This is a genomic window from Amycolatopsis minnesotensis, from assembly GCF_039529815.1.
GTDB classification, from domain to species: Bacteria; Actinomycetota; Actinomycetes; order Mycobacteriales; family Pseudonocardiaceae; genus Amycolatopsis; species Amycolatopsis minnesotensis.
The window spans coordinates 25,456-39,971 of record NZ_BAAANN010000050.1 but is presented as its reverse complement, the minus strand read 5'-3'; the positions used below and the strand labels follow the sequence as shown (position 1 = coordinate 39,971).

The following is a 14,516-nucleotide window of genomic DNA, read 5'->3' as shown; positions in this document are numbered from 1 at the left end:
GAACACCCCTGACAGGCAACGTGGGCAGCACACCCGGCACACCCGCAGGAACACCCCTGACAGGCAACGTGGGCAGCACACCCGGCACACCCGCAGGAACACCCCTGACAGGCAACGTGGGCAGCACACCCGGCACACCCGCAGGACTGCCCACCACGGGCAGCGTGGGCGCCTGCTCGTGGCCAGCGGCGAACGCGGTCGACGAAGTGGCCGCGAGCCCGGCGACCGCCAGGCCCGCGATGGCGAGTGACTGGATGACTCGAGTCGTCCTCATGTGGAATCCCTCCGAAACGCAGTGCCGTTCCGAATCACCATCGGAACAATCGAAACCTAACCAGGAGGGTGTTAGTCGGACGCTAACCGCCGCCTTATTCTTTCCTTACGCCGCCACCGGTCCTGCCCGCGCTGGCGTAGTCGCAAATGGACTGTCACCAGGGATGATCGGCCACCGCACTTGATCGCCGTGGGACAAATCGCCGCCCGCGCCGGCCTCGAAACAGGACAGGGCGGCACATCATGTTGTTCGTCCGCGCATTCCTGCTTGCCGGAGCGCGAATACCGTGCTAGCGACGGAGATTCTCCGGAAATGCTCAGCGCTCGACGGCGTAATGGAGGTGCGTGACACCGGGCGCCGGAACGGCCTCGATGAGGCGGAGACGAATGTGCCGGGGAAGCGTCTGAAAGAAGGGCCTGCCACTGCCGAGCAGGATCGGCACCTGGTGCAGGATCACCTCGTCGACGAGCCCCGCCTTCAACGCCGCGGCCGTGACGCCGCCGCCCATGAGGCACACGTCCCGGTCACCGGCGATCTCGCGGGCCGCCGCGATCGCGTCCTCGATTCCCGTGGTGACCAGGGTCTGCCGCTCGGTGATCTCCGGCGCCGGGTGGTTGCTGAGGAGGAGCAGCGGCGCCGTCGGGTGCGGGCTGCCGCCGCCGAAGCGCTCGGAGTCCTCGTAGGTGTTGCGACCGGTCAGGGCCACGCCCACGCGCTCGGCGGCGGCGTCGAAGACCCGCGCACTGGGCTCGCTCAGCTTGAACCCGCCGAACACCCGGCTGGGCGTGTCGCCGTCGAAGTACCAGTCGAAGAGCATTCCCCCGTCACCGAGCCCCTTGCCGGGGCCGGGCTCGCGACCGGTGATGTACCCGTCGACCGACACCGAGTGCGCACTGACGACCTTGCCCATGTCCTCGTTCCTCTCTAAGTTCCTTCAGGAGACTTTATGACCGTAGCAGCTTGAGTTTCTTGAGGGAACCCTGATTGCTAGACTTCTTCCATGCAGCGCACGAACTTCGGCGGGATGGCGTGCTCGATCGCGCGCACGCTCGACGTCATCGGAGAGCCGTGGTCGCCGCTGATCCTGCGCGACGTGTGGGTCGGCGCCACCCGGTTCGACCAGATCCAGGCGGATCTCGGCATCTCGCGCAAGGTCCTGACCGAGCGGTTGAACCACCTCGTGGACCACGGAGTCCTCGACCGCCGTCCCTACGACCAGCGGCCGCGGTACGAGTACGTGCTGACGGAAAAGGGTGCCGAACTCGTCGACCTGCTCATCGTCATGACCGGGTGGGGCGACAAGTGGCTCGCCGGCGCTGCGGGCCCGCCCGTGCTCTACCGGCATCACGCGTGCGGCGAGATCAGCAACGCCGAACTGCGCTGCGCGCACTGCGGGAAGCCGATGCACGCGGGCGACATCACCCCGCTCGCCGGCCCCGGCTCGGGCTCGACCAGTTGATCCCGGTTCCTCGGGGGAATCCTCATGCCCTGAAGGTGCCCTTCGGGGAATCTGACGCCGCAATCTCGCCCCTCGCGGCATACGACACAGCCACGCCCATGCCCTGAAGGTGGCCTTCGCGGCATCAGATTCCCCCAAGGGCACCTTCAGGGCACAGAGAAGCAGGCGACGGCGGCTCGCGAGGACAGCTCACGAATGCCCCGGCGACGACCGCTCGCGAGGACAGCTCACGAAAGCGGCGAGTGAAGCCCCGCGAAGGTTCCGCGAAAGCGGCTCGTGAAGCCCGCAAGGGTTCCGCGAAAGCGGCTCACGAGGGCTCCGCGAAGACGGCTCGCAAAGGCCGAACTCGGGGCGTTCAGGTCCCCGAAGGTCACCTTCAGGGAATCCAACGCCGCGAATGTTCCCCTCGCGAAGCGGGCGAAGCCGCGAAGCCAGCGGGTCCGCGAGGCACGAAGCCGCGAAGCGGGCGAAGCCGCGAAGCCAGCAGGTCCGCGAGGCACGGAGCCACGAAGCGGGCGGAGCGGGCGAGCTATACGGGGGCCGGGGTTTTCGTGAGCTGGGTCAGTACCTTCGTGCACCAGTCCAGCAGTGGCTCGTCGCGGAGCTGCGGCGAACCCATCCGGCCGCCCGCGGGGCCTTCGGTCGGCTTCGGTACCGAGACCGTGTTCGTCACGGCCTTGTACATCGCCTTCGGGTACAAGCGCTTGAGCCGCACCATCTGCGAATCGGCCAGTGGCAGCGGCGCGAAGCGGATCGTGTTGCCCTGCGCGGAAACCTCGGTCACCCCGGCCGCGCGGCACACGTGCCGGAACGCCGCGACCGACAGCAGCCTGCGCACCGCGGGGGGCGGTTCGCCGTAGCGGTCGACCAGCTCTTCGCGGACGGCGTCCAGCCCATCGGCGCCGGGGGCGGCGGCGATCTTCCGGTACGCCTCCAGGCGAAGCCGCTCGCCCGGCACGTAGTCGTGCGGGATGTGCGCGTCGATCGGCAGGTCCACGCGCACCTCGGCGGGGGCCTCGTCCTCGATCGGCTCGGCGCCCGCGCTGCGGCGGAACACGTCCACCGCCTCGCCGACGAGCCGCACGTACAGATCGAAGCCGACGCCCGCGATGTGCCCGGACTGCTCGGCGCCGAGGATGTTGCCCGCGCCGCGGATCTCCAGGTCCTTCATCGCCACGGCCATGCCCGCGCCGAGTTCGGTGTTCTGCGCGATCGTGGCGAGCCGGTCGTGCGCGGTCTCGGTGAGCGGTGCCTCCGACGGGTACAGGAAGTACGCGTAGCCGCGTTCGCGGCCGCGGCCGACCCGGCCGCGGAGCTGGTGCAACTGCGCGAGACCCAGCATGTCGCCGCGCTCGACGATCAGGGTGTTGGCGTTGGAGATGTCGAGCCCGGTTTCGACGATCGTGGTGCACACGAGCACGTCGAACTCGCGCTCCCAGAAGCCCTGGATGACCTTTTCGAGCTTGTCCTCGTTCATCTGGCCGTGCGCGGTGACCACGCGCGCCTCCGGCACCAGCTCGCGGATGCGCTTGGCGGCCTTCTCGATCGAGGACACCCGGTTGTGCACGTAGAAGACCTGGCCGTCGCGCAGCAGCTCGCGGCGCACGGCGGCACCGACCTGCTTGTCGTCGTAGCCGCCGACGTAGGTCAGGATCGGGTGCCGGTCCTCCGGCGGAGTAAGAATCGTGGACATCTCGCGGATGCCCGCGAGCGACATCTCCAGCGTCCGCGGGATCGGGGTCGCGGACATCGTCAGCACGTCGACGTGCGTGCGCAGCGCCTTGATGTGCTCCTTGTGCTCGACGCCGAAGCGCTGCTCCTCGTCGACGATCACGAGCCCGAGGTCCTTGTAGCGGATTCCGGTCTGCAGCAAGCGATGCGTGCCGATCACGATATCGACCTCGCCGCCCGCCAGGCCCTCCAGCACACCGTCCACTTCGGACTTGTTGGTGAACCGGGACAGGCCCTTGATGGTCACCGGGAAGGACTGCATGCGCTCGGTGAACGTGCTCAGGTGCTGCTGCGCGAGCAGCGTGGTCGGCACCAGCACGGCGACCTGCTTGCCGTCCTGCACCGCCTTGAACGCGGCGCGCACCGCGATCTCGGTCTTGCCGTAGCCGACGTCGCCGCAGATGACCCTGTCCATCGGGACGCCGCGCTGCATATCGGTTTTGACCTCTTCGATCGCGGCGAGCTGATCGTTGGTCTCGGTGAACGGGAACGCGTCTTCCAGCTCGTTCTGCCACGGCGTGTCCGCGCCGAAGGCGTGGCCGGGCGCGGCCTGCCTGGCCGCGTAGAGCTGCACCAGCTCGGCGGCGATCTCCTTGACCGCCTTCTTCGCCTTGGCCTTGGTGTTCTTCCAGTCCGAACCGCCGAGCTTGTTGAGCGTGGGCAATTCGCCGCCGACGTAACGGGAAACCTCGTCGAGCTGGTCGGTCGGCACGAAGAGCCGGTCGCCGGGGTGGCCGCGCTTGGACGAGGCGTATTCGAGCAGCAGGTACTCGCGCGTGGCGCCCGCGACCGTGCGCTGCACCATTTCCACGAACCGGCCGATGCCGTGCTGGTCGTGCACCACGTAGTCGCCGGCCTTCAGGGCGAGCGGGTCCACCGCGTTGCGGCGGCGCGACGGCATCTTGGCGTTCAAGTCCCTTGTGGACTGTCCGGCGCTCGCACCGCGGCCGGTGAGATCCGATTCGCTGAGCACCACCAGCGCCAGCTCCGGCGCGGCGAACCCGTCGGACAGCGCACCGCAGGTGACCGTGACGACGCCTGCCGCGGGCGCCGCGGTGAGACCGCCGTCGGCGAGCGTGGCGGGCACCTCGGCGCTCGAAAGCTGCTCGACGGCGCGCGCGGCGGTGCCGTGCCCCGCGACCACGAGCACGGCGGCACCGCCGGAGGCGGTGTGCGCGCGCAGATCCGTCGTCGCGCGTTCCAGCTCGCCCCGGTACGCGGGCGCGGCCTCGACGCCGACGCGGTACACGTCCTCGGCGTCGGTGGTGAGCTGCGAGATCGTCCACCAGGCGCGCTTGGTCTCCCCCGCGTGCCTCGCGACGCTGGCGAGATCCCGGTACGCCGAAGCGCCGAGATCGATGGGCGCCTGCCCGCCGCCCGCCGCCGTGGTCCAGGACGCTTCGAGGAACTCCTGGCCGGTGCGGACCAGGTCGTGCGCGCGGGCGCGGATCTTCTCGGGATCGGCCAGCAGCACGTGCGCGCCCTCGGGCATGGCGTCGGTGAGCAGCTCCAGCTCGCCTTCGCACAGCACCGGGATGAGCGCCTCCATGCCCTCGCACGGGATGCCGTCGGCGAGCTTGGTGAGCATCTCGGCGAGCTGGGCGTCGGCGGCGTGCGCCTCGGCCAGCTCGGCGGCACGGGCCTTCACGTCCGCGGTGAGCAGCAGCTCGCGGCACGGCGGCGCGCTGACCCGGGTGATCTCCGCGATCTCACCCGGCAGCGAGCGCTGGTCGGACACCGCGAACGCGCGGATCTCGCTGACCTCGTCGCCCCAGAACTCGACCCGGACGGGGTGCTGCGCGGTCGGGCCGAACACGTCGAGGATGCCACCGCGGACGGCGAACTCGCCGCGCTTCTCGACCATGTCCACGCGGGTGTAGGCCAGCTCGACGAGGCGCTCCAGGACGCCCTCGAACTCCTGCTCCTCACCGACCTTCAGATCGATCGGCGCGAGCGAGCCGAGGCCGGGCGCCATCGGCTGGATGAGGCTGCGGACGGTCGAGACAACCACGCGGGGCGGCGTGCCGTTGCGCAGGCTGTGCAGCACTTCCAGGCGCCTGCCGACGGTGTCCGCGCGCGGGGACAGCCGCTCGTGGGGCAGCGTCTCCCAGGACGGGAAGTCCACCACCGCGCCCTCGCCGAGCAGGGCGGACAGCGCGGCGGTCAGCTCGTCGGCCTCTCTGCCGGTGGCCGTGACGGCCAGCACCGGGCTGCCCTTTTCGCCAGCCTTGTCGGCGGCCAGTGCGGCCACGACGAGCTGACGGGCCGCGACGGGGCCCTCAATCTCTAGTAGGGGTGCGCCTGCCCGTTCCACGATCCCGCGCAGGGAGGGTTCGGGCAGCACTGTGTTCAGGAGACCGGACAATGGAGCGCTTGTCACCTGGCCCAGGGTACGTGGCCGCCCCGACACTTCTCGCGCGCGCTTCCCTGGGCTGGGGCCGTGTGCCCCGAAGGTGACCTTCGGGGCGGTAGCTGCCCCGAAAGTCACCTTCGGGGACTTAAGTACCGCGATTGGCGCGTTCAGGACACCTACGACGGGTGTTCAAACAACGCCGCGAACCGGACAATGAGCACCATGCGCCGGATCGCGATCTGCCTCGCCACCGCCGTCACCATGGTCACCGCCACGGCGTGTGCCAGCCAACTGCCGGAGAACCCGGTACCGCGAACGCAGCCTGCGGCGCAGGCGAAGTTCGCCGTCACCGAGGTCACGAACAAGCTCGTGCACGGCTGGGACGTCGGGTTCCTCCCCGGGGGCAAGCTGCTGGTGACGCAGCGCCCCGGCAAGCTCGCGCTCGTTTCGGGCACGACCGTCACCACACCGGCGGCCGATTTCTCCGACGTGTTCGTCCGCGGTGAAAGCGGGCTGATGGGGCTCGTGATCAAGCCCGATTTCGAGAAGAGCCGCGAGTTCATCACCTGCCAGGCCCGCAAGGAAGGCACGCAGGCGGTCGACATCCGGCTGGTGACCTGGAAGCTCAGCGCGGACGAGCGCACCGCCACCAAGGTCGGCGACCTGCTCACCGGGCTGCCGGTCAACCCGAGCGGGCGGCATGGCGGCTGCCGTCCCACCATCGCCGCCGACGGCGCGCTGCTCGTCGGCACCGGTGACACCGCGCGCGCGACCTACGCGCAGGATCGGCACAACCTCGGCGGCAAGGTGCTCCGCATCGACGTGAACACCGGGAAACCGTTGCCGGACAACCCGTTCATCTCCTCGGCCGACCCGAAGGAGCAGCGGATCTTCAGCTACGGCCACCGGAACGTGCAGGGCGTCGCGGTGCGGCCGGGCAGCGGCCAGGTGTTCACCGCCGAGCACGGCCCCGACATCGACGACGAGCTGAACCCGTCGGTCGCCGGTGGCAACTACGGCTGGGACCCGTCGAGGGGCGGTACCACTCCCGGCGGTTACGACGAAAGCGTGCCGATGACCGACACGACCCGCTTCCCGGACGCCGTCCGTGCACTGTGGACGACCGGGAAGATGACCGAGGCGATCGCCGGCGCGGCCTTCCTCACCGGGAAGAACTGGGGCGAGCTGGAAGGCAGGCTCGCGGTCGTCGCGCTCAAGGGGCAGAAGCTGCTGCTGTTCTCCCTCGACGGCGCGGGCCAGCGGGTCACCGAGGTGACGGTGCCGCCGGAGTTCACCTCCTACGGCCGCCTTCGCGCCGCACGCAGCGGCCCGGACGGCGCGCTCTACGTCACCACTTCCAACGGCACCAACGACAAGCTCCTCCGCGTCACCCCGGCCTGATCCTTCTGCGGCGGCGAGGGGTGAGGGCCTTCGGGGCATGACGGCGGCAGCCGCATTCCCCGAAGGCCACCTTGGGGGAATCTGATGCCGCATTCTCGCCCCTCACAGCGCGGAGCCTGCCGAGTCTGATGCCCCGAAGGTGCCCTTCACGGCATCAGACTCCCCCAAGGGCCCCTTCAGGGCATGCACGCGGCAATGGGCAAGTGCGCCGGAGCGGAGAAAGCTCGTGAGAATCGCAGCCCCTGAAGGGTGCCTTCGGGGAACCTGACGCCGCATTCTCGGCCTTCGCGGCGGGGAGCCTGCCGAAGCTGATGCCCCGAAGGTGCCCTTCACGACATCAGATTCCCTCAAGGGCCCCTTCAGGGCATGCGCGCGGCAATGGAAGCAGGTACGCCGGAGCGGAGAAAGCTCATGAGGGGAACAATCGAGACGTTCAAGTCCCCGAAGGTGACCTTCAGGGACATCACCGCTCCAAAGGTCACCTTCGGGGCATCGGAAAGCGCGCCAAGGCCCCGAGAAAGATCAGTTCGCGGTGTGCGCGCCGCCGTTGACGTGCACCACCTGGCCGGTGATGTGCCCGGCGTCCGGCGAGCCGAGGAAGAACACCAGGCCCGCCACTTCCTCCGGGGTCCCCGCGCGCTTGGTGAACGCGGCGGCGGCCCTCGACTGGATCCATTCCTCGGTCACCGTGCCGTGGAAGAACTCCGTGTCCGTGATGACGCCGGGCGCCACGATGTTCGAGCTGATGCCGCGCGCGCCGAGGGTGCGCGCGGTATCCACGTTCCACGCCTCGAGCGCCGCCTTCGACGCGCCGTACGAACCGGAGCCCGCCTTCGCGGCGATGGAGCCGATGGTGACGATGCGCGCGTGCGCCGCGCCATGAATTCCCCTCTCGTCGGGACCGAAAATAGACGATCACGCCGAAGAGCAGAAGGTACGTCCGGGCTCAGTCGAGGCGGCGGCGCGGTTTGTGCTCCAGGTGCGAAAGCCCGTTCCAGGCGAGGTTCACCAGGTGCGCGGCCACCTCGTCGCGCTTGGGCTTGCGCGCGTCGAGCCACCACTGACCGGTCAGCGCGACCATTCCGACCAGCGCCTGCGCGTACAGCGCGGCCAGCTTCTCGTCGTAGCCGCGCGCCGCGAACTGCTGGGCGAGGATGTGCTCCACCTGGCTCGCGATGTCGTTGAGCAGGGTCGAAAACGTGCCCGTCGAACTCGCCACCGGTGAGTCGCGCACCAGGATCCGGAACCCGTCGTGCGAGTCCTCGACGTAGCTGAGCAGCGCCACCGCGGCCTGCTCCAGCATCACGCGCGGATGCCCACCGTGCAAAGTGGACACCATCCGGTCGAGCAGCAGCTGGGTCTCCCGGTCGACGACGACCGCGTAGATCCCTTCCTTGCCACCGAAGTGCTCGTACACCACGGGTTTCGACACGTTCGCGCGATGCGCGATCTCCTCGACCGAGGTGCCGTCGAAGCCCTTCTCCGCGAACAGCTCCCGCGCCACCGTGACGAGCTGCTGCCTGCGCTCGGTCCCGGTCATGCGCACGCGGGCCACCGGTGCGGCTGGGCGCACACCGGTGGCCGCTTCACGCTTAGCCCGACGTCTGGCTGCCACGATTCAGCACAGTAGACCCCGCAGGCTACTTGCTCTCGGTCGCCAGCCTGGCCAGGCGCTGCGGGGTGGGCCACCGCACGCTGTAGGCCCAGCCGAACTTCTCGAAGATCCAGATCGTGCGCGCCGACAGGTCGATCTGCCCGCGCTGGACACCGTGGCGCGCGGACGTCGGGTCGGCGTGGTGCAGGTTGTGCCACGACTCGCCGAAGGAGAAGATCGCCAGCGGCCAGAAGTTGGCCGACTTGTCGCGGGCCTGGAACGGGCGCTCGCCGATCATGTGGCAGATCGAGTTCACCGACCAGGTCACGTGGTGCAGCACGCAGATGCGCACGAGCCCGGCCCAGAACAGCGCGGTCACGCCGCCCCACAGCGACCAAGTGATCAGCCCGCCGAGGATGCCGGGCACCACGATGGACAGCAGGGTCCAGAGCCAGAAGAGCTTGTTCACGCGGACGATGTCGGCGTCCTTCAGCAGGTCCGGCGCGAAGCGCTCGGCGTTCGTGCGGTCGCGCTCGAACAGCCAGCCCATGTGCGCGTGCCAGAAACCCCTTGCCACCGCGAACGGCGTGGTGCCGAAGGCCCACGGCGAGTGCGGGTCGCCGTCGCGGTCGGAGAACGCGTGGTGCCGCCGGTGGTCGGCGACCCAGACGATCACCGGGCCCTGCACGGCGAGGCTGCCCGCGATCGCCAGCGCGATCCGCAGCCAGCGCTTCGCCTTGAACGAGCCGTGCGTGAAGTACCGGTGGTAGGACACCGTGATGCCGAGCCCGCTGATGCCGTAGAAGACGACGAACAGGCCGACGTCGACCCAGCTCAGGCCCCAGCCCCAGGCGAACGGGACCGCGACGAGCAGCGCCACCAGCGGGGCGATCACGCCGAAGTACACCGAAAGCTGCAACGGAAAACCGCGCTTGCCGCTGATGACGGGCTTGGGCCCCTTGGCTTCGGGGGTCTCACCAGAGCCGGACGGGCGGTCCAGGGTTGCCGTCATGCACTTCACTTCTTCCTGCGACAGGCTCCCGTAAGGGTGGCCTTACCTACGATGCCGTAAGTTACGGTACCTCAGCTACCCGCCCCTGTGGAGAGGCAAACGTGTGGCACGTCTCGCGCGCGGGTATCCGCAGGTCGGCCGTGCGCCGCGGACCTGCCAAGACGGGTGACGCCGAATATGACTATCCTGACCAGGCGTGATCCGCCGTGGTGTAATCGGCAGCACCTCAGATTTTGGTTCTGATAGTTCAGGTTCGAATCCTGGCGGCGGAGCAACGACGAGCAGACAGCGCAATCCACAGGGGGTGGCCCAGCTGCACGGTGAGGCGCTCGACCAGAAGAACAGGCGCCCGGCGCTCGTGGAACTTTCGGACGCCTGGCTCGTCGGCAGGGCTCGCGAGCTGATCGCCGCGATCCAGCGGACCGATCACGACGAGCAGCTCGAAATCGTCCAGACGCTCGACGAGCTGCTGGAGGAGGCCCAGCGGCGCGGCGAGCCGACCATGGTCGCCACCCTGCTGCGGGCCGCCGCGCTGGCGCGGCTCGTCACCCGCGGTCTCGCCGGCAAGGCGGAGCCCCTGCTCGACGAGATGCTCGCGCACACCCGCAGGCACGGGCTCGCGCTGCACCGCGCGGACGCGCACGCCATGCGAGGGCGCCGTCTCGTCCTCGCCGAGCAGGAGGACGCCGCGCTCACCGAGATCGCCCGCGCGCTGGCGATCCTCGACGACTCCAACACCTCCGACCTGCAGCTCGGCAAGCGCGCCTGGGCGAAGATGCAGGCCACCGCGCTGATCGACTGCTGGCTCGTGCTCAACCAGCTCGGCGTCTACGAGGCGGCCGAAGAGGTCATCGCGCGCGCCCACCAGGCCATCCGCGAGAGCGCGGGCCCGCACGAGATCACCCTGCAGCTGATGAACCGCGTCAAGATGCTGCTCGGCTGGGGCCTGCGGCTCGAACGCGTAGACCGGCACGACGAGGCAGCCGAGAAGTTCCGCACGGCCGCGTCGATGGCGGTGGCGGTGGAAGCGCCGTTCGCCGAATCGCTGTTCCCGCGCCGCATCGGCGTCGCCGCGGTGGACCAGGTCGGCGTGCTCGCGGCCGCGCTCGCGTTCGCCGAACCGGACGAGGCGCACATCGACCGCCTGCAGCACCTCGCGGCCGAACCCGGCTACCCGCACGAGCAGGTCATCGTCGTGATCGCGCTCGCCCGCTGCCTGGAAAAGGTGGGGCGGCGTGACGAGTCGCTGGTGGCGCTCGAACGGATCCGCAAGACCCTTGCCGAGGACAACTCGCAGCCGTCGATGCGGCTCAACCTCGCCCGCGAGATCGCGCGGCTCGAATACGACGGCAGCACGGGCGCGGCGAGGTCACTGCTCGAATACGCGTCGTCGCTGGAAACCGAGCTGTGGTCGACGCGCGAATCGCAGATCGCCACGCTCAACACGCGCCGCGAGCACGAGCGGCTCTCCGCCGAGCACGGCGCGATCACCCAGCAGGCGCTGCAGGACCCGCTCACCGGCCTGCCCAACCGCCGCGCGCTCGACGAGCACCTGCGCACGCTGTCGTCCTCGGCCACCGCACAGCCCCTGGCCGTCGCGCTCGTCGACCTCGACGGCTTCAAGGACGTCAACGACCAGCACTCGCACGCCGAAGGCGACGACGTGCTCCGCGTCGTCGCGAGCACGCTGCGCGACGCGCTGCGCGGCGACGACATCGTCGCCCGCTACGGCGGCGACGAGTTCATCGTGCTGCTGCCCGGCGCCCCGGTGTCCGCGGCGAAGCAGGCGCTCGGCCGCTCGGTCAGCGCCGTCGCGGGGCTGCCGCACCACCTTTCGCACGGTGTGACGCTGTCGGTCGGGCTCGTCTCGCTGCGCCCGCAGGAGCGCGCCGACCAGGTGCTCGCCCGCGCGGACGCGGCCATGTACCAGGCGAAACGGGGCGGCGGGAACCAGGTCTCGTCCGGCGCCGCGGGCGGTGGCGAAGCGGCTCCTGAATGGATCGAGGACGAGCCACAGGACGACCCTGCGTCGAGCGGCGAACAGCCAACGTAGGATCGTGGCCCGGTAGCCGCCAACAGGCAAACAGTGCCTGAACTATTCGTAGGAGCGTTGTGACCGGCCCGCTCAGCACGCTGATCCTCGCCGCGGGTGAAGGCACCCGCATGCGTTCACGCACCCCGAAAGTGCTGCACCCCATCGCGGGGAGGCCGCTCGTCGAGCATGCCGTGCGCGCCGCGGCGGGGCTCGATCCCGAGCACCTGACCGTCGTCGTCGGGCACGGCCGCGAGGCCGTCGGCGAGCACCTCGACCTGGTCGGCAAGGCGCTCGGCAGGCAGGTCACCACCGCCGTGCAGGAGCAGCAGAACGGCACGGGACACGCCGTTTCGTGCGCGCTCGCCACCCTCCCGCCCGGTCTCACCGGGACCGTGCTGGTCAGCTACGGCGACGTGCCGCTGCTCGACACCCCGACGCTCGCTTCGCTGCTGGCCGAGCACACCGGGTCGGGCAACGCCGTCACCGTGCTCACCGCCGTGGTCACCGAGCCGACCGGGTACGGCCGCATCCTCCGCGATCCGGCGGGCGCCGTGACCGGCATCGTCGAGCAGAAGGACGGCACGCCGGAGCAGCTCGAGATCACCGAGATCAACTCCGGGGTCTACGCCTTCGACGCCGCCGTGCTCGCCGACGGCCTGTCCCGGCTGTCCACCGACAACGCGCAGGGCGAGCTGTACCTCACCGACGTGCTCGGGATCGCCCGCGGCGACGGCGGGAAGGTCGGCGCGCTCGTCGTCGACGACCCGTGGCTCACCGAGGGCGTCAACGACCGCGTCCAGCTCTCCGTGCTCGGCGCCGAGCTGAACCGGCGCATCGTGCGCGGCTGGCAGCGCGCCGGCGTCACCGTCGTCGATCCCGCCACCACCTGGATCGACGCGGGCGTCACCCTCTCCCGCGACGTCGTCATCTCCCCCGGTGTCCAGCTCCACGGCGAGACCACCGTCGGCGAAGGCACCGCGATCGGCCCCGACAGCACCCTCACCGACGTCCGGATCGGCTCCGGCGCCAGCGTCGTCCGCACCCACGGCTCCAGCTCGGTGCTCGGCGACAACGTCACCGTCGGCCCGTTCGCCTACCTGCGGCCCGGCACCCGGCTCGCGGAGAAGGGCAAGATCGGCACCTTCGTCGAAACCAAGAACGCCGATATCGGCAAGGGCACCAAGGTGCCGCACCTGACCTACGTCGGGGACGCCACCATCGGCGAGCACAGCAACATCGGCGCGTCGAGCGTGTTCGTCAACTACGACGGCGTCGCCAAGCACCACACCACGATCGGCTCCCACGTCCGGATGGGCTCGGACAACATGTACGTCGCCCCGGTGACCGTCGGCGACGGCGCCGCGAGCGGTGCCGGCGCGGTGATCAGGCGCGACGTCCCGCCTGGCGCGCTCGCGGTGTCCGGAGGCCCGCAGCGCAACATCGAAGGCTGGGTGGCCCGGCGCAGGTCGGGCACCCCCGCGGCAGAGGCCGCCGAGAAGGCACTCGCCGAACAGCAAGGAACCGAAGAAAACGACGGGGAGTCGCCATCATGAGTCCGAAGTCCGGCACGCCGAAGAAGAACTTGATGCTCTTCTCCGGTCGCGCACACCGGGAGCTCGCCGAAGAGGTGGCGCAGCACCTGAACGTGACGATCACCCCGCAGACCGCGCACACCTTCGCCAACGGCGAGATCTTCGTGCGGTTCGAGGAGTCCGTCCGCGGCACCGACGCGTTCGTGATCCAGAGCCACACCACCCCGATCAACGAGTGGGTGATGGAGCAGCTGATCATGGTCGACGCGCTCAAGCGCGCCAGCGCCAAGCGGATCACCGTGGTGATGCCGTTCTACCCGTACGGACGGCAGGACAAGAAGCACAAGGGCCGCGAGCCGATCTCGGCGCGGCTCATCGCGGACCTGTTCAAGACCGCGGGCGCGGACCGGATCATGACCGTCGACCTGCACACCGCGCAGATCCAGGGCTTCTTCGACGGCCCCGTCGACCACCTCTTCGCGCAGAGCCTGCTCGCGCAGTACGTCAAGAAGACCTACGCGGACGCGGACATCACGGTCGTCTCGCCGGACTCCGGCCGGGTGCGGCTGGCGGAGAAGTGGGCGCAGCAGCTCGGCGACCGGCCGATCGCGTTCATCCACAAGACGCGCGACCCGGACAAGCCGAACCAGGCCGTGGCCAACCGCGTGGTCGGCAAGGTGCAGGGCAAGCTGTGCGTCCTGATCGACGACATGATCGACACCGGCGGCACGATCGTGAAGGCCACCGACGCGCTGCTCGAAGAAGGCGCCGCGGACGTCGTCATCGCGACCACGCACGGCATCCTGTCCGACCCGGCGACCGAGCGGCTCTCCGGCTGCAAGGCGCGCGAGGTGATCGTCACGAACTCGCTGCCGATCCCCGAGGAGAAGCGGTTCGACCGGCTGACCGTGCTCTCGATCGCGCCGATGCTCGCCGAGGCGATCCAGCAGGTGTTCGAGGACGGCTCCGTGACGAGCCTGTTCGACGGCAACGCCTGATCTTTCTGTCCCGTGGGGCCCTTCGCGTTCACTCGCGGCGGGCCCCACGGTCGTATCCGGGATTTCGTCACCGGGATTTCGTCACAGGGAAAACGAGCCGCGGATTTTCGTCACGAGCGGGCTGCGC

The 14,516-nt window shown here is 69.5% G+C and carries 10 protein-coding genes, 1 tRNA gene and 1 pseudogene; 6 read left to right on the top strand and 6 right to left on the bottom strand.

Features of this window, described 5'->3' with window-relative positions:
• Positions 1 to 274 (bottom strand): hypothetical protein (locus ABD256_RS39330; RefSeq protein WP_344430625.1); only part of this gene is annotated, 274 nt, incomplete at its 3' end.
• 316 nt (positions 275 to 590) lie between these two features.
• The gene (locus tag ABD256_RS39325) at positions 591 to 1,184 is read right to left on the bottom strand and encodes a dihydrofolate reductase family protein (protein ID WP_344430623.1); all 594 of its coding nucleotides are present in this window, start codon (positions 1,182 to 1,184) and stop codon (positions 591 to 593) included.
• 90 nt (positions 1,185 to 1,274) lie between these two features.
• On the opposite strand from ABD256_RS39325, the gene ABD256_RS39320 reads away from it, so the two are divergent.
• Positions 1,275 to 1,733: a winged helix-turn-helix transcriptional regulator gene (locus ABD256_RS39320; RefSeq protein ID WP_344430621.1), complete on the top strand. Its 459-nt coding sequence runs from the start codon at positions 1,275 to 1,277 to the stop codon at positions 1,731 to 1,733.
• A gap of 529 nt (positions 1,734 to 2,262) precedes the next feature.
• On the opposite strand, the gene mfd is transcribed toward ABD256_RS39320, so the two are convergent.
• The gene (mfd, locus tag ABD256_RS39315; RefSeq protein WP_344430649.1) at positions 2,263 to 5,829 is read right to left on the bottom strand and encodes a transcription-repair coupling factor; all 3,567 of its coding nucleotides are present in this window, start codon (positions 5,827 to 5,829) and stop codon (positions 2,263 to 2,265) included.
• Positions 5,830 to 6,039: 210 nt separating this feature from the next.
• Between mfd and ABD256_RS39310 the strand changes: the two genes are divergently transcribed.
• Positions 6,040 to 7,218, top strand: a complete 1,179-nt coding sequence (locus ABD256_RS39310) for a PQQ-dependent sugar dehydrogenase (protein ID WP_344430619.1) — start codon at positions 6,040 to 6,042, stop codon at positions 7,216 to 7,218.
• Between the two features lie 522 nt (positions 7,219 to 7,740).
• Here ABD256_RS39310 and ABD256_RS39305 read toward each other — a convergent pair.
• The 3 genes and pseudogenes from ABD256_RS39305 to ABD256_RS39295 form a co-directional block, all read right to left on the bottom strand.
• A pseudogene (locus ABD256_RS39305) lies at positions 7,741 to 8,094 on the bottom strand (SDR family NAD(P)-dependent oxidoreductase); the annotation flags it as partial.
• Positions 8,095 to 8,164: 70 nt separating this feature from the next.
• Complete coding sequence (locus ABD256_RS39300) at positions 8,165 to 8,758, bottom strand: TetR family transcriptional regulator (RefSeq protein ID WP_344430647.1); 594 nt, start codon at positions 8,756 to 8,758, stop codon at positions 8,165 to 8,167.
• Between the two features lie 100 nt (positions 8,759 to 8,858).
• A complete protein-coding gene (locus ABD256_RS39295; protein ID WP_344430617.1) occupies positions 8,859 to 9,824 on the bottom strand; it encodes an acyl-CoA desaturase in 966 nt (321 codons plus the stop codon).
• A 200-nt stretch (positions 9,825 to 10,024) separates the two neighbouring features.
• Between ABD256_RS39295 and ABD256_RS39290 the strand changes: the two genes are divergently transcribed.
• The 4 genes from ABD256_RS39290 (at position 10,025) to ABD256_RS39275 (ending at position 14,389) form a co-directional block, all read left to right on the top strand.
• Positions 10,025 to 10,096, top strand: a tRNA-Gln gene (locus tag ABD256_RS39290).
• Between the two features lie 32 nt (positions 10,097 to 10,128).
• On the top strand, positions 10,129 to 11,877 hold the full coding sequence (locus ABD256_RS39285) for a GGDEF domain-containing protein (protein ID WP_344430615.1): 1,749 nt from the start codon (positions 10,129 to 10,131) through the stop codon (positions 11,875 to 11,877).
• A gap of 59 nt (positions 11,878 to 11,936) precedes the next feature.
• Positions 11,937 to 13,412 carry a bifunctional UDP-N-acetylglucosamine diphosphorylase/glucosamine-1-phosphate N-acetyltransferase GlmU gene (gene glmU, locus ABD256_RS39280; protein WP_344430613.1) on the top strand — a complete coding sequence of 492 codons (1,476 nt, stop codon included), beginning with the start codon at positions 11,937 to 11,939 and terminating at the stop codon, positions 13,410 to 13,412.
• Positions 13,409 to 14,389 (top strand): ribose-phosphate diphosphokinase, encoded by a 981-nt coding sequence (locus ABD256_RS39275; RefSeq protein WP_344430611.1) that lies wholly within the window; start codon positions 13,409 to 13,411, stop codon positions 14,387 to 14,389. The genes glmU and ABD256_RS39275 overlap by 4 nt, the downstream gene beginning before the upstream one ends.
• The last annotated feature ends 127 nt before the right edge of the window (positions 14,390 to 14,516 follow it).

What these genes read in the sequence shown, in the direction of transcription:
- ABD256_RS39325 (WP_344430623.1), bottom strand. Translation starts at nt 1,184, where the DNA reads ATGGGCAAGGTCGTCAGTGCGCACTCGGTGTCGGTCGACGGGTACATC.
- ABD256_RS39295 (WP_344430617.1), bottom strand. Translation starts at nt 9,824, where the DNA reads ATGACGGCAACCCTGGACCGCCCGTCCGGCTCTGGTGAGACCCCCGAA.
- ABD256_RS39275 (WP_344430611.1), top strand. Translation starts at nt 13,409, where the DNA reads ATGAGTCCGAAGTCCGGCACGCCGAAGAAGAACTTGATGCTCTTCTCC.
- ABD256_RS39310 (WP_344430619.1), top strand. Translation starts at nt 6,040, where the DNA reads ATGCGCCGGATCGCGATCTGCCTCGCCACCGCCGTCACCATGGTCACC.
- ABD256_RS39300 (WP_344430647.1), bottom strand. Translation starts at nt 8,758, where the DNA reads ATGACCGGGACCGAGCGCAGGCAGCAGCTCGTCACGGTGGCGCGGGAG.
- ABD256_RS39320 (WP_344430621.1), top strand. Translation starts at nt 1,275, where the DNA reads ATGCAGCGCACGAACTTCGGCGGGATGGCGTGCTCGATCGCGCGCACG.